Here is a 20,290-nt window from a genome sequence, read left to right as displayed (position 1 = left end):
GGCCATAGAAGCCGGTCTTCGACGCCGAGCCGGAAAACAAACAAGGAGCGAGACAATGTCTGGAATCAACTACACCGATAAGATCCCCAATAACGTCAACCTGTCCGGCGACCGCACCTTGCAACGCGCGCTGGAACATTGGCAGCCCAACTACCTGCAATGGTGGCAAGACATGGGGCCTGACGGCTCGCATGGGTTTGACGTGTACCTGCGCACGGCCGTCAGCGTGGAACCCGATGGCTGGGCCAACTTCGACCACGTGCGCATGCCGGATTACCGCTGGGGCATCTTCCTGGCGCCGCAGGACGGCCAGCGCAAGATCCACTTCGGCGAGAACATCGGCCGCGACGTGTGGCAGGACGTGCCGGGCGAACACCGCGCCAACCTGCGCCGCATCATCGTGACGCAGGGCGACACCGAACCCGCCTCGATCGAACAGCAACGCCACCTGGGCCTGACCGCGCCGTCGCAGTACGACCTGCGCAACCTGTTCCAGATCAACGTCGAAGAAGGCCGCCACCTGTGGGCCATGGTGTATCTGCTGCATCGCTACTTCGGCCGCGATGGCCGCGAAGAGGCCGACGCGCTGTTGCAACGCACGTCGGGCGATGCCGACAACCCGCGCATCCTGGGCGCCTTCAATGAAAAGACGCCGGATTGGCTGGCCTTCTACATGTTCACCTACTTCACCGACCGCGACGGCAAGTTCCAGTTGTGCGCGTTGGCGGAGTCCAGCTTCGACCCGCTGGCGCGCACCACCAAGTTCATGCTGACCGAAGAAGCGCACCACATGTTCGTGGGCGAATCCGGTATCTCGCGCGTGATCCAGCGCACTTGCGAAGTGATGAATCAGTTGAAGACCGATGACCCGCAAAGCGTGCGCGCGGCCGGCGTGATTGATCTGCCCACCATCCAGCGCTATTTGAACTTCCACTACAGCGTCACCATCGACCTGTTCGGCGCGGACCAGTCGTCGAACGCGGCCATCTTCTATGGTTCGGGCTTGAAGGGCCGTTACGAAGAGTCCAAGCGCACTGACGACCACCAATTGAAGAACGACACCTATCGCGTGCTGACCGTGAACAACGGCAAGCTGAACGAGGTGGAAGTGCCCATGCTGAATGCGCTGAACGAAGTGCTGCGCGATGATTTCATTCGCGATTCGGTTGCGGGTATCGGCCGCTGGAACAAGGTCATCGAAAAGAGCGGCATCCCGTTCCGCCTGCAGGTTCCGCACAAGGCGTTCAACCGGCAGATCGGCACGCTGGCCGGCATCCGCATGTCGCCCGAAGGCGAGATCGTGTCCGAAGCGCAATGGCAGGCCAACAGCCACAAGTGGCTGCCCACGCCCGAAGACCGCGCGTTTGTCGCGTCGCTGATGGGGCGGGTAACGGAACCCGGCAAGTTCGCCAATTGGATCGCGCCGCCCGTCATGGGCGTCAACCGCCAGCCGGTGAATTTCGATTACGTCCGTTTCAACTGAAGGCGACGGGGCGGCGCGCGCGTGCCGCCCTGCCCGCGCATTGGGAAGACCGCGATGAACGCTCCCTTACCCGCACAGGTGCTCAAGCAGCATCTGATCGACCCCGAGATCTGCATCCGCTGCAACACGTGCGAAGAGACCTGTCCGGTCGACGCGATCACGCACGATTCCAACAACTACGTGGTGGATCCCGATATCTGCAATGGCTGCATGGCCTGTGTGCCGCCGTGCCCGACGGGGTCAATCGACAACTGGCGGCTGATGGTGCGCAGCGAAGCGTACTCGGTGCAAGAGCAATTCGGCTGGGAAGAGTTGCCCAAGGAAAAGGCGCTGCCGGTGGTGGATGAGGCGGCGGTGGGGCTTTTTGGCGCTGCTTCCGATGATGCTTCCGGGGGGGCGGCGCAGCCCTCCGCGCAAGCGTCCTTCACGCTGCCGGGCGCATCCGTGCCGCCGTGGTCGGCGGCGCATCCCTACGTGAACCTTTACACGCACAAGGCGCCGATGACGGCTACCGTAGTCGGCAACTATCGCGTGACGGGCGCCGATACCGAAAGCGACATCCATCACATCGTGCTGGACTTCGGCGAGCTGCCGTTTCCCGTGCTGGAGGGTCAGTCCATCGGCATCCTGCCGCCCGGCGTGGACGCGCAAGGCCGGCCGCATCATGCGCGGCAGTACTCGCTGGCCAGTCCGCGCGACGGCGAACGCGCGGGCTACAACAACCTGTCGCTGACGGTGAAGCGCGTGACCGAGGACCACGGCGGCGTGGCGGCGCATGGGGTGTGTTCGAACTATTTGTGCGATCTGGCCAAGAACGACACGGTGCAGGTCATCGGCCCCTTCGGCCACACGTTCCTGATGCCGAACCACCCGCGCGCGAATCTCATCATGATCTGCACGGGCACGGGTTCCGCGCCGATGCGCGCGATGACCGAACGCTACCGGCGGCGTATCGATACCGGCGAAAACGGCAAGCTGATGCTGTTTTTTGGCGCGCGCACCGAGCGCGAACTGCCGTATTTCGGGCCGCTGATGAAGCTGCCGCGCGACTTCATCGACATCAATCTGGCGCTGTCGCGCGAGCCCGGCCAGCCCAAGCGTTATGTGCAGGATTTGATCCGAGATCGGGCGGGGCAGGTGCGCGATTTGCTGGCTGACCGCAACACCTGCATCTATGTGTGCGGCCTGAAAGGCATGGAAGTCGGCGTGCTGGAGGCCTTGCGTGATGTGACGATGCAGGCGGGGCAGGATTGGTCTATCCTGCACGATGTGCTGCGCCGCGAAGGGCGCCTGCATTTCGAGACTTATTAGCGTCATTCACAAGCGTGACATACGTGAAAAGCACGGCGCGCCTTGAGCGCGCCGTCTGTTTTTCCGAGGGGAAAAAAACAAATGAAGTTCGCTGAGTTCAAAGACGGCATGTTGATCAAGGCCGGTCCGGTCACCATTACGGAAGCCGAGATCCTGGAGTTCGCCCGCAAGTTCGATCCCCAGTGGTTCCACACAGACCCGCAACGCGCGGCGGAAGGCCGTTGGGGCGGGCTGATCGCCAGTGGTTGGCACACCTGCGCGCTGGCCATGCGCATGGCGGTGGATGCGGCGTTGCATGATTCGGAGTCGTTTGGGTCGCCTGGGTTGGGGGAAGTGCGCTGGCGGACTCCGGTGCGCCCGGGGGATACCTTGCGATTGGAAGCGCGCGTGCAAGGCGCGAGAACGTCGTCGTCACGCCCGGATCTGGGGATTATCACGTGGTCCTGGACGGTGATTAATCAACACGACGAAGGCGTGCTGGAAATGGACGCGACGAGTTTGTTTGATTTGTCGGGGGAGAATTAAGGAGGGATGGGTTTGCGCGATGGCGGGGATTTTGACTGCTGTGTCGCGCGCTGCATTCATCCTACGGGCTGGCGGTGGGTGATGGGTTTGCGCGATGGTGGAGTGTGAATTTTGGCTGATGTGTCGCGCGCGGCACCCATCCTACGGGGTTGCGGTGGGTGATGGGTTTGCGCGATGGCGGGGTGTGATTTTGGCTGATGTGTCGCGCGCTGCACCCATCCTACGGGGTTGCGGGGGATGATGGGTTTGCGCGATGGCGGGGTGTGATTTTGGCTGATGTGTCGCGCGCTGCACCCATCCTACGTGCTTGCGGGGGATGATGGGTTTGCGCGATGACGGGGTGTGATTTTGGCTGATGTGTCGCGCGCCGCACCCATCCTACGGGGTTGCGGTGGATGATGGGTTTGCGCGATGGCGGGCTGTGATTTTGGCTGATGTGTCGCGCGCTGCACCCATCCTACGGCTTGCGGTGGATGATGGGTTTGCGCGATGGTGGAGTGTGAATTTTGGCTACTGCGTCTCGCGCTACACCCATCCTACGGTTGTAGGATGGGTGTAGCGCGAGAAGGCCGGGGCAAGGACGCTGGCGTATAGCGCGCGTAACCCATCAGCCGGCGCCACCCAAAAAAAAATCCCGCCTTCATCGCGAAGGCGGGATTTTCATTCAAGCCTGACAAGCGATCAATAGAACGCCTGGATGCCCGTTTGGGCGCGGCCCAGGATCAGGGCGTGCACGTCGTGGGTGCCTTCGTAGGTGTTGACCACTTCCAGGTTCACCAGGTGGCGGGCCACGCCGAATTCGTCCGAAATGCCGTTGCCGCCCAGCATGTCGCGCGCCAGGCGGGCGATGTCCAGGGCCTTGCCGCAGGAATTGCGCTTCATGATGGACGTGATTTCGACGGCGGCGGTGCCTTCGTCCTTCATGCGGCCCAAACGCAGGCAGCCTTGCAGGGCCAGCGTGATTTCGGTTTGCATGTCGGCCAGCTTCTTCTGGATCAGCTGGTTCGCAGCCAGCGGGCGACCGAATTGCTTGCGGTCCAGCGTGTACTGGCGAGCCGTGTGCCAGCAGGCTTCAGCGGCGCCGACGGCACCCCAGGCGATGCCGTAGCGGGCGGAATTCAAGCACGTGAACGGACCCTTCAGGCCGGACACGCCGGGCATCATCTGGTCTTCGGACACTTCCACTTCGTCCATGACGATTTCGCCGGTGATCGACGCGCGCAGGCCGACCTTGCCGTGGATGGCCGGGGCCGACAGGCCCTTCATGCCCTTGTCCAGGATGAAGCCGCGGATCTTGCCGTCGAAGTCACCGCCGACGCACTTGGCCCACACCACGAACACGTCCGCGATCGGCGAATTCGTGATCCACATCTTGTTGCCGGAAACCTTGTAGCCGTCGGACGTCTTGACGGCGCGGGTTTCCATGCCGCCGGGGTCGGAACCGTGGTTGGGTTCGGTCAGGCCGAAGCAGCCGATCCATTCGCCGCGAGCCAGCTTGGGCAGGTACTTCTGCTTTTGCGCTTCGCTGCCGAATTCGTTGATCGGCACCATCACCAGCGACGACTGCACGCTCATCATCGAGCGGTAGCCGGAGTCGATGCGCTCGACTTCGCGGGCGATCAGGCCGTAGCTGACATAGTTCATGCCGGCGCCGCCATATTCTTCGGGGATGGTCGCGCCCAACAGGCCCAGTTCACCCATTTCCGAGAAGATTTCCGGATCGGTCTTCTCGTTGCGGAAGGCGTTCAGCACGCGGGGGGCAAGCTTGTCCTGCGAATAGGCATAGGCGGCATCGCGCACCATGCGTTCTTCTTCGGTCAGTTGCTGGTCCAGCAACAGGGGATCTTGCCATTGAAAAGAAGGATTCGAGGACATGCTGGGTCTCCGCTATGGATCCGTATTCGGAATCTAGAAAGTTTAAACCTAAAATAATTCGGGCGGCAAGTTCGGGTTTCCGAGGGCGGCGCGCCTGGGCGCACCGCCATGTTTGCCGGCCCGATCGGGGGTTCAGTGCTGAGCTTTCAGCGCCGCGTCGCGGATCTTTTCCAAGGTCGTCGACGGGGTGATGGTTTCGGGGTCGATGAAGCAATGCAGGATGGCCGGCTTGCCGCTGGCCAGGGCGCGTTCGAACGCCGGGCCGAACTGGTCGGTGGTTTCGACGCGTTCGCCGTGGCCGCCGAACGCGCGCGCGTAATCGGCAAAGTCCGGGTTCTTCAGTTCGGTCGCGGACACGCGGCCGGGGTAGTGCTTTTCCTGGTGCATGCGGATGGTGCCGTACATGCCGTTGTCGACCAGCACCACCACGATGGGCAGGTCGTACTGGACGGCGGTGGCGAATTCCTGGCCGTGCATCAGGAAGCAGCCGTCGCCGGCAAAGCAGACAACCGTCTTGTCAGGCCAGACGCGCTTGGCGCCCACTGCCGCGGGCAGACCATAGCCCATCGAACCCGACGTCGGCGCCAACTGCGTGCCAAAACGCGTGAAGCGGTGGAAGCGATGCAGCCAGGTGGCGTAGTTGCCCGCGCCGTTGGTCATGATGGCGTCGGCCGGCAGCGTCTTTTCCAGATACGCCATCACCTGGCCCATTTGCAGCGCGCCCGGCGTCGTGACGGTTTCCGGGTCGCTCCACTTCAGGTACGACTCGCGCATGGCTTGGGTGCCTTCGGCCCACACGGGCTTGGCCGGCGCCTTCAGGCTGCCCAGCGATTCGGCGAACGCGGCGGGCGACGTGTTGATAGCCAGCGTGGCGCGGTAGACGCGTCCGAGTTCGGCGGTGTCGGGATGCACGTGCACCAGCTTCTGCTTGGGCACCGGAATGTCCAGCAGCGTATAGGCCTGGCTGGGGTTTTCCGACATGCGGCCGCCCACCAGCAGGATCAGGTCGGCATCGGCCACGCGCTTGAGCAGCGCCGGGTTGATGCCCAGGCCTACGTCGCCGATGAAGCAGGGGTGATCAGCCGGGAACAGCATCTGGCGGCGGAACGACACCGCCGTGGGCAGCGCATGGCGCTGCGCGAAATCAGCAAACTGCTGCACCGCGCGGGCATCCCAGCGCGTGCCGCCCAGGATGGCGACGGGGTTCTTGGCGTCGGCCAGAAGCTTTTCCAGGTCGGCCAACTGGCCGGCCGTGGGTGCGGATTCAATCAATTCGTAACGCGGGGCGTCGGCAACCTTGGCCGCTTCCACCAGCATGTCTTCGGGCAATGCGATCACGACAGGGCCGGGGCGGCCGGACGTGGCGATGTGGAACGCGCGCGAGATCAGTTCGGGAATGCGCTCAACCTGATCAATCTCGGTGACCCACTTGGCCTGCGTGCCGAACACGGCGCGGTAGTCCATTTCCTGAAAGGCTTCGCGCTCGCGCATGCCGCGTTCGATCTGGCCCACAAACAGAATCAGCGGCGTGGAATCCTGCTTGGCGATGTGCACGCCAGCCAGCGCGTTGGACGCGCCCGGGCCACGGGTGACCATGCAGATGCCGGGCTCGCCAGTCAGCTTGCCGTGGGCGTCGGCCATCATGGCCGCGCCGCCTTCCTGGCGGCACACGGTAACTTTGATATCCGCGTCGTGCAGCCCGTCCAGCACCGCCAGATAGCTCTCGCCGGGAACGCAGAAAACGTGTTTGACGCCCTGGGCGACCAGTTGGTCGACCAGAATGTGACCGCCAAGGCGGGAATCTTGCTGAGACATGGTGGGGTGTCGTGGGTAGCCGAGGATAAGACTCTCGAGGATATGTGCCCTGGCCGCACAACGCAATTGATAAAATTGCACAATCTATTGATTCCCCGGCACGTAGTGCCCGTTGGCTTTCAGGCAGTTTTGCTCCATGAGAAACGGCATTCCCAACTTGACCGCCCTGCAGGCGTTCGAGGCATCGGCCCGGCTGGGCAGCTTTTCCCGCGCCGCCGAAGAACTGTCCCTGACGCACAGCGCCGTCTACCGGCAGGTGGCCAGCCTGGAAGCGCGGCTGGGCGTGCAGTTGTTTACGCGCGTGCGGCGGCGCATTGTGCTGACCGATCACGGCGCCGAATACGCCGGCCGGATCCGTCACCATCTGGACCAGATCGAAAAAGACACCTTTGGCCTGGTCAGCCGCACGGGCATGGGCCGCAGCATACACATTGCGGTGGTGCCCACGCTGGCCACCACCTGGCTCATCCCGCGCCTGGCGGACTTCCAGCGGGCGCACGCGGACATCACCGTCAGCCTGTCGGTGCGTACCTTGCCGTTCCAGTTCAAAGACCAGCCGTTCGACGGCGCGCTTTATCACGGCGACGGCTTGTGGCCCGGCACCCAGGGCGGGCTGCTGTTTCCCGAGCGTGAACTGGTGCCCGTCTGCGCCCCCGCGCTTGCTGCCCGCGCCGCCAAGACGGCCGAGGCCGGCGTCAGCGTGCTGGCCGGCATGACGCATTTACACCTGGCCTCTCGGCCGGACGCCTGGCGCCAGTGGTATGCCGCCAATAACCATCTGTATGGCCCGCAGGCCGCGGGCGGCCCCCGTTATGAGCTGTTCACCATGGTGATGGCGGCGGTGCAGGCAGGCTTGGGCGTGGGGCTGATGCCGCGCTTTCTGGCCCAACCCGCGCTGGACCAGGGCACGCTGGCCATGCCTGTGCCGCAATCCCTGACGGTCAGCCAGGGTTATTACTTTGGCTATCCGCAGCGTAGCGACCGGTCGGATGCCCTCAAGCTGTTCGAAGCGTGGCTGAAGTCGGCGGCGGCGGGGGTGGGAGAACGATGAAGGCCATGACGAAGGGAACGCCGCGGCAAACAACGAAGGACACGCCGAAGGGCATGACGACATCCCGCCCACCGCTTGCCTCCCAAGCCGATATCGACGCCTTCATCGACGCCGTCTGGCTGGAAGACGGCTTGTCGGCCAACACGCTGGCCGCCTACCGCCGCGACCTGACCGGTTTCGCCCGCTGGCTGGAAGACCCGGAAGCCTATGCCCGCGAAATGGCCGACCGCCATGGCGACGCGGCAAGCGCCCAGGCACTGCCCGTGGGGCCGGCCAAACCGCTGTGCGACGCGCAAAAGTCCGACATCGAAGCCTGGTTCTCCTTCCGCCACGAAGAAACCCGCGCCACCACCGCCAACCGCCGCCTGGCCGCGCTGCGCCGCTTCTTTGCCTGGGCGCTGCGCGAACATCGGTCGGAACGCGACCCGTGCCTGACCCTGATCGCCGCCAAGCAGCCGCCGCGCCTGCCCAAGACCTTGTCCGAGCAACAAGTGGACGCCTTGCTGCGCGCGCCCGACGTGACGCAGCCGCGCGGCCTGCGCGACCGCGCCATGCTGGAAACGCTATACGCCACCGGTTTGCGCGTGTCCGAATTGGTGGGCGTACGCGCGCTGGACGTCAGCCTGAATGAAGGCGTGGTGCGCGTGGTGCTGGGCAAGGGCGGCAAAGACCGCCTGGTGCCGCTGGGCGCCGAGGCGGCACACTGGATCGACCTGTACTTGAAAACAGCGCGCGCCGAACTGGCCGCCGGCCGCCAGAGCGATGCGCTGTTCATCACCGGCCGCGCCGAGGCCATGTCGCGCCAGGCGTTCTGGCAGTTGGTGAAGAAGTATGCCTTGCTGGCCGACATCCACGCGCCGCTATCGCCGCACGTCTTGCGCCATGCCTTCGCCACGCACCTGCTGAACCATGGCGCTGACCTGCGCGTGGTGCAGATGCTGCTGGGCCACGCCGACATTTCCACTACGCAGATATACACTCATGTCGCGCGCGAGCGCCTGAAGGCGCTGCACGCCGCGCACCATCCGCGCGGATAATCACCCAAGTCCGCGCTCTATTTTTTTCCGGCAACACCATGAGCAAAGCCCGCCACGTTTCCGAAACCCCCGCCACACAACTGCTCAAGCAGCACAAGGTGCCTTACACCGAACACACCTACGACTACGTAGACCATGGCGGCGCGGGCGAAGCCGCGCGCCAGTTGGGCCTGGACCCGCACGCGGTCGTGAAGACGCTGGTGATGGAAGACGAATCCGCCAAGCCGCTGATCGTCGTCATGCACGGCGACCGTGAAGTTTCCACCAAGAACCTGGCGCGCCAGGCGGGGCTGAAAAGAGTCGAACCCTGCAAACCCGAGGTGGCGCAGCGGCATTCCGGGTACCAGGTGGGCGGCACGTCGCCCTTCGGCACCCGCAAGAAGATGCCGGTGTGGGTCGAGGCCGACGTGCTGACTTACCCGGTGGTCTACATCAACGGTGGCCGCCGGGGTTACCTGATCGGCATCGACCCCAACGCGCTGGTGACGGTGTTGGGCGCCAAGCCGGTGTCCGTGGCACTTGAATAGGGCCGCGACGGCCGCGCACCAGTTAGGCGCGGTTTATGGCCTGCTCTTGGGCAGATTGCTCCAGCATCTTTTGATAGGCGCTGTAATAGCAGGCCGCCGCCGCGCGGGCGTGGCCCAGCATGCGGATGCGCACGAGTTCGGTGTCGCCGGATAGAAACGCTTCGTACAGGCCCCGCATGCCCTGCAGGACGATGCTGCGGATTTCCTGGTCGTCCATCGTCACCAGGCGCACCACTTGCACGTGATCGATGTAGCGCGAGATCACCTCGGCCAGCTCGCGGTTGGGCACCATCGTCAGCCAGGCCCATCGGAAATGCGCGTTGCTACGCATGAATTCGTCGATGTCGGTGCGGGCGTGCGCGTCTTCGGCGCGTTCCAGGGCAGCCTTCATGTCGGCCAGACCCTTGGGGCCGGCGTGTACCGAGGCCGCGGCGGCCGCGGCGGGTTCAAGCAGCGTACGGATTTCGAAAATCTCGTTCATCTCGCCCAGCGTGAACCGGCGCAGCACGAAGCCGCGTGCCGTGCCTTCCAGCAGGCCTTCGCTCTTGAGCTGCATCAGCGCTTCACGCACGGGCATGCGCGACACCTCGAGCTCTTCGGCAATGTCGTGATCCACCAACCGGTCTTCCAGACGGATCAGGCCCATCTGTATGCGCTCTCGGACGATGCCGTATACCTGTTCACGCAGGTTCGGCTTGCGCGCCGTGTCTCTTGTTGTGGTTTTTGCCTTCATCACTGCCTGCCGGCCTTAATCGTTTTGCGCCTGGAACGCGCAACAAGGCGCGCCCATGCTGGCGCACCTGGTCTCGCGAAACGTGCTTGCCTTGCCCGCGACCAATGCGCTGACGGCCTCCAGCATACCTGTAATCGCATGGCAGACCGGGCGGTCGGACCCGGTGATTGCCATCGCGAACGGGCTGTTGTGCACCTCTAGCGCCAGCGCGTCCGTGCCCTTGGTCTGGAAGCGCCAGACTCCCCAGCCCAGGTCGGCGGCGGCTTGCGCCATCACCTGCAGGAACTGCACGCGGTCGGGCGCGCCTTGCGCCTGATAGGCCCGCGCGGAGGCGCCGCCGTGGCTGCGCACCGATGCCTGCAGGCTGCCAAGTGCTGCGTCACGTTGCGCGGGGGGCAGGGCGGCGAACAGCCCCATCAGTACGTCGGCGCGCAGCATGACGTAGCGGCGGTCGGCATCCAGGATGGCGCCTGCATCGGCGTCCCATACCAGGCGTTCTTGAAGTTGTCCCATTTGATCTGTTCCAAAGGCGGGCCGGCGGGTTTTGAAGACGGGTGCAGCAGCCTTCAGGACGGGGGTTATCCCTTAACAATATATTGTTTAATCGAATAGTAAGCTGCTGATACTAGGGTAAATAATTAGTTTAAAGTTCAACTACTAGTGCTTAAATTCACAACAGTATACTGTTCGCGCGGCGGTGCCGGGCGCCTTTGCAACGATTCCGATATCGGAGGCCGTTCATGATTGACGCATGGTGGGTAAGGTGGTTTGGCAGAGCCCTGGTGGCCTGTCTGGCAATGGTGTGTAGCGGGCTGATGGCGTCCTCGGCGTGGGCTCAGGCGGACAAGCCGGCCGCGCAAGGCGAAGAGCTGAAGATTGCGTATCCGGTGGACGTGCCCTCATGGGATCCCACCGCCGTCACGTTCCCGGCGGGGCAGTCGTTGTACAAGGCGGTCTTCGATTCCGCGCTGTTCATAGACGGGAATCTGAAGCTGCAACCGGCGCTGATCAAAAGCTGGCGCTGGCTGGACGACAAGAACATGCGGCTGGGCATCGTGCTGCGCGACGATGTGACCTTCCACGATGGCTCCAAGCTGACCACCGACGATTTCAAGTTCAGCTTCCTGGACCGTCCCAAGCAGGACAAGCGCCTGGCCATCAACGGTTTCTTCGGTGCGCTGCAAGACATTCAAGTCGCCAGCCCCACCGAAGCCACGATGGTGTTTTCCACACCGACCCCGACGGCGCCGAACTACCTGGGTTTTCTGACCTCGTACATCCTGCCCCACGCCTACTTCGAAAAAGTGGGCGAAGACGGGTTCAAGGCCGCGCCCATTGGCGCCGGTCCGTACAAGGTCGTGCGCTATGAGCGCGGCTCCCGCGTGGTGCTGGAGGCGTATGACAAATACTGGGGGCCGAAACCCGCCATCAAGCGCGTGGTGTTCGAGTTCGTGCCGGATTCGTCGGCGCGCGTGGCGATGCTGGAATCGGGTCGGGCCGACATCGCGGTGCAGATTCCACTGCGTGAAGTCAATCGCCTGAACAAGAACCCCGCCCTGAAGGCCGAGGTCTATCCGTACAGCGAGATCTTCATTCTGCAAATTCCCAGCTACGTGCCGGAGTTCCAGAACGAGCACGTGCGTCGCGCCCTGCACCTGGCCATCAACAAGCAGGCCATCTCCAAGGCGTTCTACGCCAACGTGGCCAAGCCACTTTCCGTGTTGGCCACGCCCGGGTCGCCGGGCGACGTGGCCGGGTTCAACTATGCGTTCGACAAGGCCGCGGCGCAGGCCGAGCTGGCTCGCGCGGGATACGGGCCGGACAAGCCGTTGAAGATCCAGTTCCTGTCAACCAACAACACCTTTCCCAGCGACTACGAAATGGCGCGCGCCATTGTGCAGATGTGGTCGCAGATCGGCGTGCAGGCCGATCTGCAAGAGATCACGCTGGCAAAGTACCTTGAGCTGAGCCATTCATCGAAGGTGCCTGGCGTAATGCTGTACAGCTGGGCCAACGCCACCGGCGACCCCGAAATATTCGCCGGCAAGATCCTGGACCCGCGCCTGCGCTTTTCCACCTGGAAAGAACCGGAACTGGCCAAGACCATCGACGCGCTGGCGGCCCAGGCCGACCCTGACAAACGCATCCAGGGCTACCGCGACCTGGCGCGCCAGGCCACCGAACACGCCTGGAGCCTGCCGCTGTTGCAGTCCGTGGCCACGGTGGCGTCCAAGAAGTCCGTGGACATGCAGGTCTATCAAACCGGCTACATCCTGCCCGCGACGTATCGCTGGAGCCGTTGATGTGGGCAGCGCTGGTGTCCCATTTCGTGCGGCGGCTGGCGGTGGCGGTGCCCACCATGCTGGCGCTGTCCGTGGTGGTCTTCGTGGTGCTGCGCTTGTTGCCCGCGGACCCCTTGGGCATGATGCTGCCGCCCAGCGCAACCAGCGCCGAAGTCGAGGCCTTGCGGCACACGATGGGGCTGGACCGATCCCTGATCGTGCAATACGGCATCTGGCTCGGGCAGGTGCTGCACGGCGACCTGGGGCGTTCCATCAGCTCCGGCGTGCCGGTCACGCAACTGATCGCCACCACCTTGCCGGCCACGCTGGAGCTATCGATCGTGGCGCTCATCATGGCGCTTGCCATCAGCGTTCCGGGTGGCTTGCTGCTGTACGTGCTGCATGACCGGCGCGGCGAACTGATTGCCGACACGGGGCTGGTGCTGCTGATCTCCATCCCCGGGTTCCTGTGGGGAATATTCCTGATGCTGGGCTTTGGCGTGCATTGGCCCATCCTGCCGTTCTCGGGCAGGTTCAGTTCGGACGTGGCCATGTCGGGCCCAACCGGCTTCGTGCTGCTGGACTTCCTGCTGCAGGGCCGCTGGGCGGCATGGGGCGACGCGGCATCGCACCTGGTGTTGCCGGCGCTGGCCTTGGCGTTGGGGTTCAGCCCCTTGATCGTGCGAGTGCTGCGCGCCAGCCTGCTGGAAGCCAGCCACGAACAATACGTGGCCGTTGCGCGGCTGCGCGGGCAGCCCGAACGGCGCGTGATTCTGCGGCACATGCTGCGCAACGCGTTCTTGCCCACGCTGACCCTGATCGGCGTGCAGTTCGGGTTTCTGTTTGGCGGCACCCTGCTGATCGAGATGATTTTCTCTTTTCCCGGCATGGGCAACATGATGGTGCAGGCGGTGCGCAACCATGACCTGCCGCTTATCCAGGGCATTTCGCTGGTCTTTTGCGCGGTGATTCTGCTGATCAACGCCAGCGTCGACTGCCTGTACGCCGTGATCGACCCCCGCTTGAGAGACCTCTGATGACGACGCTGAATTTTCACGCGGCTCCGGTTGCGGCCCGCTTGTCCGGCTGGTGGGTGGCCCTGCGCGCTTCGCCCAAGGCAGCGTTGGGCGGGGCGATTGTGCTGGCGCTGTTGGCGGTGGCGTTGTTTGCGCCCGCCATCGCGCCGAACGATCCGCTGGCGCAGGACCTGCTGTCTCCCTTGTTGCCGCCGGCCTGGGCGGCGGATGGGTTGTCGCAATACCCGCTGGGTACCGACAGCCTGGGCCGCTGCGTGTTGTCGCGCCTGATCTTCGGCACGCGCGTGGCCTTGTGGGTGGGCCTTTGCGCGGCGATGGGCGCGATGCTGGTCGGCTGCACCCTGGCCCTGGTGGCCGCTTATTTTGGCGGCCGCGTGGACAAGGCAATCGGCTATCTGGTGGACCTGTGGATGTCGTTTCCGCCGGTGGTGCTGTCGCTGATCCTGATGGTGGGCCTGGGCACCGGCGTGGGTAACGTGATTCTTGCCATCGTGTTGGTGGACTGGACGCGGTTTTGCCGGGTCGTGCGGGCCGAAGCCTTGAAGATCCGCCGCAATGACTATGTGACGGCGGCGCGGCTGATGGGTTTCGGCCATATGCGCGTGATGCTGCGCGAGATGCTGCCGGGCCTGGTGCCGCTGATCCTTACCTTGTTCAGCCTGCAGATCGGCATCGCCATCATTGTCGAAGCCATTCTCAGCTTTGTCGGGCTATCGGTGCCTGCCGACGTCGTCGCCTGGGGCGTCATGATCGCCGACGCCCGCGGCACCATGCAGGAAGCCATCTGGACTCTGATCGCGCCGGTGACCGGCATTGTGTTGACGGTGTTCGGATTCAATTTGCTCAGCGACGGCATGCGCCAGATGCTGGATCCGCGCAAGCGTGGAAGGAACTAGGCCATGTCGCTGTTGAGCTTGCAGAACCTGACGCTGACCGTGAACGTTGACGTGGGCGGCCAGCGCTTGCCCGCCGCCGTCTTGCGCAACATAGACCTCGAGGTTCCCGAAGGCCGCATGTTGGGCCTGGTGGGCGAATCGGGCGCGGGAAAAAGCATGGTTGGCCGCATGGTGGCGGGCAACCTGCCACCCGGGTTCACCATCACGCAAGGCGCCATTCATTTTCGTGGCACCGATTTGAACCAGCTTCCCGCCGCGCAACGCCGCGCCATGCTGGGGCGGCAGATTGCCTTCATTCCGCAAGAGCCGCTGTCGGGCCTCAACCCCGCGCTGACGGTGCGCCAGCAACTGTTCGAGCATCTGCGCCATGTGGGCATACCGGCGGCGCGGCACGAGTCTTATGCCTGTGAGCGCCTGCACGAGGTCGGCTTGGCCGACGCGGCCGGCATGCTGGCGCGGTATCCGCACCAGATGTCGGGCGGACAGTGCCAGCGCATTCTGATCGCCATGGCGTTCTGCGGCGACCCGGCACTGATCTTTGCCGACGAACCCACCACGGCGCTGGACGTCATCACCCAAGCGCAGATCATGCGGGTGCTGGCGGAACAACAACGGCGCCATAAAACGTCGGTGGTGTTGGTGACCCATGATCTGCGCTTGGCCGCGCACGTCTGCGATTCCATCGCCGTCCTGTACGCGGGCGAAGTGGTGGAATTCGGTTCGGCGCGCCAGGTGCTGGACGAGCCCCTGCATCCCTACACGCGCAGCCTGAAGGAATCCGCGCCTGGCATGACGGCACCGACGCAGGCCTTGCGCACCTTGCCCGATTTCATGCCCGGCTTGCGTGACTTCGCGACGCTACGCGGATGCCGGTTTGCGTCTCGCTGCCCGTCGCGTCAAGACGTTTGCGGTCAGCGCGATATCGCGTTGCTAGACCGTGGCGGCGAGCGCGCCGCGCGTTGCCTGCCGTCCATTCCGCCCTTGCGCGCGCCGGCTGACGACGACGGAGCCGCGTTCCTGGCGATGCGCGCGATGCCGCCCTCAACCGCGGAACCGGTGGTGACGCTTAGCGACGTTGCGCTCAGCTATCCCGGGCGCGCTCGTCTGTTCAAGGCCCGGCCCCAGCTGCAGATCTTGCAGCCCTTGTCGCTCTCCGTCGCGCAGGGGGAGTTCCTGGGCATCGTCGGTGAAAGCGGCAGCGGCAAGACCAGCCTTGCCCGCCTTATTGCCGGAATGGTTCCGGCAAGCGCGGGCCGCATTGTGTATGCCACGTCCGAGAGTCCCGCCGTCACGCCTACTGCAAAGCCGTTGCGGCCGGCCACGGGCCGCGTGCCGCTGGCGGACCCGCACGATGTGCAGTTGGTGTTTCAGAACCCCGATTCCGCCTTGAATCCGCGGCGCACGGTGGGCTCGCTGGTGACCCAGATATTGGAAGCCGCGCCCGCCGGCGCAGGCGCCGACACGGGACGTTCGGCGCGCCTGGAGGCGGCGCTGCGCTTGCTGGCGTCGGTCGGGCTGCCGCCAGAGGCCGTGGACCGCTTGCCCTCGCAGCTATCCGGCGGACAGAAGCAGCGCGTCAACATCGCCCGCGCGTTATGCGTGACGCCGCGCCTGATCGTGGCCGACGAAATCGTCTCGGGCCTGGACGTGTCGGTGCAGGCGCTGATCCTGAATCTGCTGCTGCGCTTGAAGCAGGAACTGGGCATTGCCCTGGTGTTCGTGTCGCACGACCTGGCCGTCGTCCGCTATTTGTGCACGCGTGTGCTGGTGCTGCATCAAGGCAAGGTCGTGGAACAAGGCCCCGTCGACGAGGTCTTTGAACGGCCTCGTCACGCCTACACCCGCGCGCTGATCGCCGCCGTGCCGCCGGATTCGGCCAGCCGCGCCTGGACGCCGATATCCATTGGCGATACGCCCGCGCCGAACCTGGCGCAAGCCGCCGCTGCCTGACCCGAAACCATGAAACGCACAGGAGACGCTATGACGGACGGTTCTTTCAAGGACGGATCTTTGCACCAGGGGTTCGGGCATCTGGTCGGACCGGACCAGGTACACCGGGACTTGTATATCGATCCCGATGTGTACCGCGCCGAGCAAGCCCGGTTGTGGACGCGCGCCTGGGTGTACGTGGGCCACGAAAGCCAGACGCCCGCCGTGGGCGACTACACCACCACCAACATCGCCGGACAGTCGATGATCATGCTGCGCGCCAGTGCGAACGAGGTGACGGTGCTGATGAACCGGTGCGCGCACAAGGGCAGCCAGTTGGTGCACGAGCACGCGGGTAATTGCGGCAAGGTGTTGCGCTGCCCGTATCACGCCTGGACCTTCCGGCTGGATGGCAGCCTGCTGTCCATTCCCTTGAAGAACGACTACGAGGGCACGAACCTGTCCGCCTGCCCGTCCGGGAAAGGCCTGGCGTCGCCGGGGGCCTACGTGAACTACAAGGGCTTTGTGTTCGTTCGGATAAGCCACGACGGCCCGGACTTCGAGTCCTATTTCGGGGAAGCCCTTGCCACGCTCGACAACATGGTGGCGCGCGCGCCGGACGGCGAACTGTCCGTGCTGGGTGCACCCTTGCGCAACCGCATCGGCTGCAACTGGAAGCTCTATCTGGAAAACGTCAACGACACCGTGCACCCCATCTCCACGCACGAATCGGCCGCCAGTGCCGCGAAGCACGTGGCAGAAGCGCTGCCCGAAGGCGGCGACACCGTGTTGGCCATGGAGCAATTGTTGCCCTTTGGCGCGGGCTACAGCTTTTATTCGGAGATGGGCGCACGCGTGCTGCCACACGGGCACAGCATCTTGGGCACGAAGTTCAGCATCCATACCGGCTACGCCCCGCTGCCCGACTATCAAGCCGAACTGGAAGCGCGCCATGGCAAAGAGGGCGCGCAACAGATCCTGGCGTTTTCCCCGCAGAACACGGTGCTTTATCCCAGCCTGGCAGCCAAGGCCTCGCCCATGATCCTGCGCGTGCTGCGTCCGCTGGCGGTGAACGAGACCCTGATCGAAACCTGGGCTTTCGCGCCCAAGAACGCGCCGGCCCGCCTGCGGCAGCGCGCGGCGTCGTATGCCAGGTTGGTGTTTTCGCCCATGTCGGTGGTTGCACATGACGATGTGCATCTGTTCGAAAGCCAGCAACGTGGCCTGGCCTGTGACGGTAATGAATGGCTGAGCCTGCACCGAGGCTATCAAGAGAGCGAATTGCAGGCCGGCGCCAGTTCAATGGAAAGCGGCAATAACGAGTGGGTCATCCGCAATCAACATCGCGGCTGGCTGAACCTGATGGGAGACGCGGCGTGACAACTGATCGGATTGACCCGGACACGATGACGCTACAGGCAGCCCTGGCCGCATTCGTCTACCACGAGGCCCTGCTGCTGGACACGCAGCGCTACGACGAATGGCTGTCCTTGTATGCGGAAGACGGCTTGTATTGGATGCCGTTGACGCCGGACCAGCCCTTGGGGGACGAGGCGCCGTCCTTGCTCTACGAAGACCTGCTGCTGCTGCGGCTGCGCATGCAGCGATACGGCAACCCCCGCGCCCATTCCCTGCATCCGGCTGTACGCGGCCTGCGCATCCTGCAAGCGCCGCAGATAGCTCAAGCCGAGCCGGGCTCGACCCTGCACCAGATGCGTACCCCCTTCCTGTATGTGGAGACGCAAGGGGATGTGCAACGCATGCTGGCCGCAACCGCTTATCACACGATTGAGGGTCGGCCCGGCGCATTCAAGCTGCGCATGAAAAAGGTCGTGTTGCTGAATGCGGACGCCAGCCTGCCGGCTATTCAACTGTTGCTGTAGGTTTCCCCGGGGCATCAGTGCCCATGGGTTCGCAGCCACGGCGGCCTTCTGTGGTATCCCATTACCACCCCCCGCCTGCCGGACGCGCGCACAATGTCTCCCAGAACATCAAGAACCGGAAGCCCATGCTGGGTGCTGAACCGGCCGCCCCTCATCCCAAGGAGATATTCATGAGCAAGAGACTGTTGATGCTGGTCGGCGATTACGCCGAAGACTACGAAACCATGGTGCCGTACCAGACCTTGCTGGCCGTGGGGCACACGGTGCACGCGGTCTGCCCGTACAAGAAGGCCGGCGACACCATTGCCACCGCCATCCACGATTTCGAAGGCGCGCAGACCTATAGCGAAAAGCGCGGTCACAACTTTGCGTTGAACTTCGACTTCGACCGCGTCGAGCCCGCGTCCTACGACGGCTTGGTAATACCGGGCGGACGCGCGCCCGAATACCTGCGGCTGAACGAAAAAGTGCTGGATATCGTCCGTTACTTCGACCAGGCCGGCAAACCCATCGCGGCGGTGTGCCACGGTGCGCAACTGCTGGCGGCCGCCGGCATCCTGAAAGGGCGCACGTGTTCGGCGTACCCGGCGTGCGCGCCCGAGGTGCGGCTGGCGGGCGGCACCTATGCCGAGATCGGCATCGATCAAGCCTATACCGATGGCAACCTGGTGACGGCGCCGGCCTGGCCCGCGCACCCGGCATGGCTGTCGCAATTCCTGACGGTGCTGGGCACGAAGATCACGCCCTGATGCGTGGGGCCGTGCTGGATGGAATCAGGCAAAGTCCAGCACGACCCGGCCTTCGATCTGGCCCTGCTTCATGCGGTCGAATACGCTGTTGATGTTTTCCAGCCGATCCGTGGACACCGTGGCGCGCACCTTGCCGGCTTCGGCAAATTGCAAGGACTCTTGCAGGTCCAGCCTTGAGCCCACGATAGAGCCGCGCACGGTGACGCCGTTCAACACCATGTCGAAGATCGACAGCGGGAAGTCGCCCGGCGGCAAACCGTTCAGCGCCACGGTGCCGCCGCGCCGCACCATGCCCAGCGCCTGCTCAAATGCCTTGGGGGATACCGCCGTGATCAGCGCGCCGTGCGCGCCACCGATTTCGCGCTTCAGGTAAGCGGCGGGGTCGGTGGTCCTGGCGTTGACGGTGACCTCGGCGCCCAGGCGGCGGGCCAGGGCCAGCTTGGTGTCGTCGATGTCCACCGCGGCCACGTTCAGGCCCATGGCTCGGGCGTATTGCACCGCCATGTGGCCCAGCCCGCCGATGCCGGAGATGACGACCCAGTTGCCCGGCCGCGTGTCCGTCATCTTCAGGCCCTTGTACACCGTGACGCCCGCGCACAGCACGGGGGCGATATCGACAAAGCCCACGTTCTTGGGCAACAGCCCCACGTAGTCGGCGGCGGCCAGCGCGTATTCGGCGAAACCGCCGTTGACGGAGTAGCCGGCGTTCTGCTGCTGTTCACACAGCGTTTCCCAGCCGCCCAGGCAGTGTTCGCAGTGGCCGCAGGCGGAGTACAGCCAGGGGATGCCCACGCGGTCGCCTTCCTTTACATGGGTCACGCCAGCGCCCACCGCCACAACGTGGCCCACGCCTTCGTGGCCGGGAATGAAGGGCGGGTTGGGCTTGACGGGCCAATCGCCCTGGACGGCGTGCAAGTCGGTATGGCACACGCCGCAGGCTTCTATCTTGACCAGCAATTCGCCCGGCCCGGGGCGCGGCACGGCCACTTCTTCAATCACCAGGGGTTCGCCAAATGCGCGTGCAACGGCGGCTTTCATGGTCTTGTCCATCGTCTGCTCCGATGTCAGTTCAATTCCCCTATGCTCGACCGCTTGCGTTGCCGACACCATGATTTTTATCAACCGGGACTGCATGGAACGGGTGGGGGACAGGTGGC

Annotated in this window: 18 protein-coding genes; 13 read left to right on the top strand and 5 right to left on the bottom strand. The window is 64.2% G+C overall.

The features are described 5' to 3' along the window. The first annotated feature begins 55 nt into the window (after positions 1-55). The 3 genes from boxB (at position 56) to P8T11_RS12725 (ending at position 3,319) form a co-directional block, all read left to right on the top strand. Positions 56-1,483, top strand: a complete 1,428-nt coding sequence (gene boxB, locus P8T11_RS12735) for a benzoyl-CoA 2,3-epoxidase subunit BoxB (protein ID WP_100854903.1) — start codon at positions 56-58, stop codon at positions 1,481-1,483. Between the two features lie 54 nt (positions 1,484-1,537). Continuing rightward, positions 1,538-2,794 (top strand): benzoyl-CoA 2,3-epoxidase subunit BoxA, encoded by a 1,257-nt coding sequence (boxA, locus tag P8T11_RS12730; protein WP_268081600.1) that lies wholly within the window; start codon positions 1,538-1,540, stop codon positions 2,792-2,794. Between the two features lie 81 nt (positions 2,795-2,875). Further along, on the top strand, positions 2,876-3,319 hold the full coding sequence (locus tag P8T11_RS12725; protein ID WP_006221119.1) for a MaoC family dehydratase: 444 nt from the start codon (positions 2,876-2,878) through the stop codon (positions 3,317-3,319). A gap of 681 nt (positions 3,320-4,000) precedes the next feature. Here the strand turns inward: P8T11_RS12725 and P8T11_RS12720 are convergent. Beyond that, positions 4,001-5,194, bottom strand: coding sequence for an acyl-CoA dehydrogenase (locus P8T11_RS12720; protein WP_259249383.1), 1,194 nt, complete (start codon positions 5,192-5,194; stop codon positions 4,001-4,003). A gap of 132 nt (positions 5,195-5,326) precedes the next feature. Further along, on the bottom strand, positions 5,327-7,009 hold the full coding sequence (locus P8T11_RS12715) for a thiamine pyrophosphate-binding protein (protein ID WP_268081601.1): 1,683 nt from the start codon (positions 7,007-7,009) through the stop codon (positions 5,327-5,329). 136 nt (positions 7,010-7,145) lie between these two features. Between P8T11_RS12715 and P8T11_RS12710 the strand changes: the two genes are divergently transcribed. Genes P8T11_RS12710 through ybaK form a run of 3 tightly spaced genes read left to right on the top strand, consistent with a single transcriptional unit; the run spans position 7,146 to position 9,624 of the window. After that, a complete protein-coding gene (locus P8T11_RS12710) occupies positions 7,146-8,060 on the top strand; it encodes a LysR substrate-binding domain-containing protein (protein ID WP_268081602.1) in 915 nt (304 codons plus the stop codon). A 53-nt stretch (positions 8,061-8,113) separates the two neighbouring features. Continuing rightward, positions 8,114-9,097: a site-specific tyrosine recombinase XerD gene (gene xerD, locus P8T11_RS12705; RefSeq protein WP_268081603.1), complete on the top strand. Its 984-nt coding sequence runs from the start codon at positions 8,114-8,116 to the stop codon at positions 9,095-9,097. Positions 9,098-9,135: 38 nt separating this feature from the next. Further along, entirely contained in the window at positions 9,136-9,624 is a 489-nt protein-coding gene (ybaK, locus tag P8T11_RS12700; RefSeq protein ID WP_100854909.1) for a Cys-tRNA(Pro) deacylase, read from the top strand. A gap of 22 nt (positions 9,625-9,646) precedes the next feature. Here ybaK and P8T11_RS12695 read toward each other — a convergent pair whose 3' ends face one another. Both P8T11_RS12695 and P8T11_RS12690 read right to left on the bottom strand, forming a co-directional pair. After that, positions 9,647-10,357 carry a GntR family transcriptional regulator gene (locus tag P8T11_RS12695; RefSeq protein ID WP_268081604.1) on the bottom strand — a complete coding sequence of 237 codons (711 nt, stop codon included), beginning with the start codon at positions 10,355-10,357 and terminating at the stop codon, positions 9,647-9,649. Between the two features lie 15 nt (positions 10,358-10,372). Next, the gene (locus tag P8T11_RS12690) at positions 10,373-10,870 is read right to left on the bottom strand and encodes a 4-vinyl reductase (RefSeq protein WP_268081605.1); all 498 of its coding nucleotides are present in this window, start codon (positions 10,868-10,870) and stop codon (positions 10,373-10,375) included. 227 nt (positions 10,871-11,097) lie between these two features. Between P8T11_RS12690 and P8T11_RS12685 the strand changes: the two genes are divergently transcribed. The 7 genes from P8T11_RS12685 (at position 11,098) to P8T11_RS12655 (ending at position 19,133) form a co-directional block, all read left to right on the top strand. Then, positions 11,098-12,660, top strand: coding sequence for an ABC transporter substrate-binding protein (locus tag P8T11_RS12685; protein WP_268081606.1), 1,563 nt, complete (start codon positions 11,098-11,100; stop codon positions 12,658-12,660). After that, complete coding sequence (locus tag P8T11_RS12680; RefSeq protein WP_268081607.1) at positions 12,660-13,676, top strand: ABC transporter permease; 1,017 nt, start codon at positions 12,660-12,662, stop codon at positions 13,674-13,676. The genes P8T11_RS12685 and P8T11_RS12680 overlap by 1 nt, the downstream gene beginning before the upstream one ends. Then, positions 13,676-14,572 carry an ABC transporter permease gene (locus tag P8T11_RS12675; RefSeq protein ID WP_268081608.1) on the top strand — a complete coding sequence of 299 codons (897 nt, stop codon included), beginning with the start codon at positions 13,676-13,678 and terminating at the stop codon, positions 14,570-14,572. Before P8T11_RS12680 ends, P8T11_RS12675 begins: the two co-directional genes overlap by 1 nt. Positions 14,573-14,575: 3 nt before the next feature. Further along, on the top strand, positions 14,576-16,522 hold the full coding sequence (locus P8T11_RS12670; protein ID WP_268081609.1) for an ABC transporter ATP-binding protein: 1,947 nt from the start codon (positions 14,576-14,578) through the stop codon (positions 16,520-16,522). Positions 16,523-16,552: 30 nt separating this feature from the next. After that, on the top strand, positions 16,553-17,881 hold the full coding sequence (locus tag P8T11_RS12665) for an aromatic ring-hydroxylating dioxygenase subunit alpha (protein ID WP_268081610.1): 1,329 nt from the start codon (positions 16,553-16,555) through the stop codon (positions 17,879-17,881). Beyond that, the gene (locus tag P8T11_RS12660) at positions 17,878-18,384 is read left to right on the top strand and encodes an aromatic-ring-hydroxylating dioxygenase subunit beta (protein ID WP_268081611.1); all 507 of its coding nucleotides are present in this window, start codon (positions 17,878-17,880) and stop codon (positions 18,382-18,384) included. The genes P8T11_RS12665 and P8T11_RS12660 overlap by 4 nt, the downstream gene beginning before the upstream one ends. Positions 18,385-18,554: 170 nt before the next feature. Continuing rightward, positions 18,555-19,133, top strand: a complete 579-nt coding sequence (locus P8T11_RS12655) for a DJ-1/PfpI family protein (protein WP_268081612.1) — start codon at positions 18,555-18,557, stop codon at positions 19,131-19,133. Between the two features lie 24 nt (positions 19,134-19,157). Here P8T11_RS12655 and adhP read toward each other — a convergent pair whose 3' ends face one another. Next, entirely contained in the window at positions 19,158-20,183 is a 1,026-nt protein-coding gene (gene adhP, locus P8T11_RS12650; protein ID WP_268081613.1) for an alcohol dehydrogenase AdhP, read from the bottom strand. Positions 20,184-20,290: the final 107 nt, after the last annotated feature.

The organism is Achromobacter spanius (genome assembly GCF_029637605.1).
Taxonomy (GTDB): Bacteria; Pseudomonadota; Gammaproteobacteria; order Burkholderiales; family Burkholderiaceae_B; genus Achromobacter; species Achromobacter spanius_E.
Note: the sequence above shows the minus strand (reverse complement) of the source record. Positions and strands in the feature narration are given on the sequence as shown.

What these genes read in the sequence shown, in the direction of transcription:
- boxB (WP_100854903.1), top strand. Translation starts at nt 56, where the DNA reads ATGTCTGGAATCAACTACACCGATAAGATCCCCAATAACGTCAACCTG.
- boxA (WP_268081600.1), top strand. Translation starts at nt 1,538, where the DNA reads ATGAACGCTCCCTTACCCGCACAGGTGCTCAAGCAGCATCTGATCGAC.
- P8T11_RS12725 (WP_006221119.1), top strand. Translation starts at nt 2,876, where the DNA reads ATGAAGTTCGCTGAGTTCAAAGACGGCATGTTGATCAAGGCCGGTCCG.
- P8T11_RS12720 (WP_259249383.1), bottom strand. Translation starts at nt 5,194, where the DNA reads ATGTCCTCGAATCCTTCTTTTCAATGGCAAGATCCCCTGTTGCTGGAC.
- P8T11_RS12715 (WP_268081601.1), bottom strand. Translation starts at nt 7,009, where the DNA reads ATGTCTCAGCAAGATTCCCGCCTTGGCGGTCACATTCTGGTCGACCAA.
- P8T11_RS12710 (WP_268081602.1), top strand. Translation starts at nt 7,146, where the DNA reads ATGAGAAACGGCATTCCCAACTTGACCGCCCTGCAGGCGTTCGAGGCA.
- xerD (WP_268081603.1), top strand. Translation starts at nt 8,114, where the DNA reads ATGACGACATCCCGCCCACCGCTTGCCTCCCAAGCCGATATCGACGCC.
- ybaK (WP_100854909.1), top strand. Translation starts at nt 9,136, where the DNA reads ATGAGCAAAGCCCGCCACGTTTCCGAAACCCCCGCCACACAACTGCTC.
- P8T11_RS12695 (WP_268081604.1), bottom strand. Translation starts at nt 10,357, where the DNA reads ATGAAGGCAAAAACCACAACAAGAGACACGGCGCGCAAGCCGAACCTG.
- P8T11_RS12690 (WP_268081605.1), bottom strand. Translation starts at nt 10,870, where the DNA reads ATGGGACAACTTCAAGAACGCCTGGTATGGGACGCCGATGCAGGCGCC.
- P8T11_RS12685 (WP_268081606.1), top strand. Translation starts at nt 11,098, where the DNA reads ATGATTGACGCATGGTGGGTAAGGTGGTTTGGCAGAGCCCTGGTGGCC.
- P8T11_RS12680 (WP_268081607.1), top strand. Translation starts at nt 12,660, where the DNA reads ATGTGGGCAGCGCTGGTGTCCCATTTCGTGCGGCGGCTGGCGGTGGCG.
- P8T11_RS12675 (WP_268081608.1), top strand. Translation starts at nt 13,676, where the DNA reads ATGACGACGCTGAATTTTCACGCGGCTCCGGTTGCGGCCCGCTTGTCC.
- P8T11_RS12670 (WP_268081609.1), top strand. Translation starts at nt 14,576, where the DNA reads ATGTCGCTGTTGAGCTTGCAGAACCTGACGCTGACCGTGAACGTTGAC.
- P8T11_RS12665 (WP_268081610.1), top strand. Translation starts at nt 16,553, where the DNA reads ATGACGGACGGTTCTTTCAAGGACGGATCTTTGCACCAGGGGTTCGGG.
- P8T11_RS12655 (WP_268081612.1), top strand. Translation starts at nt 18,555, where the DNA reads ATGAGCAAGAGACTGTTGATGCTGGTCGGCGATTACGCCGAAGACTAC.
- adhP (WP_268081613.1), bottom strand. Translation starts at nt 20,183, where the DNA reads ATGGACAAGACCATGAAAGCCGCCGTTGCACGCGCATTTGGCGAACCC.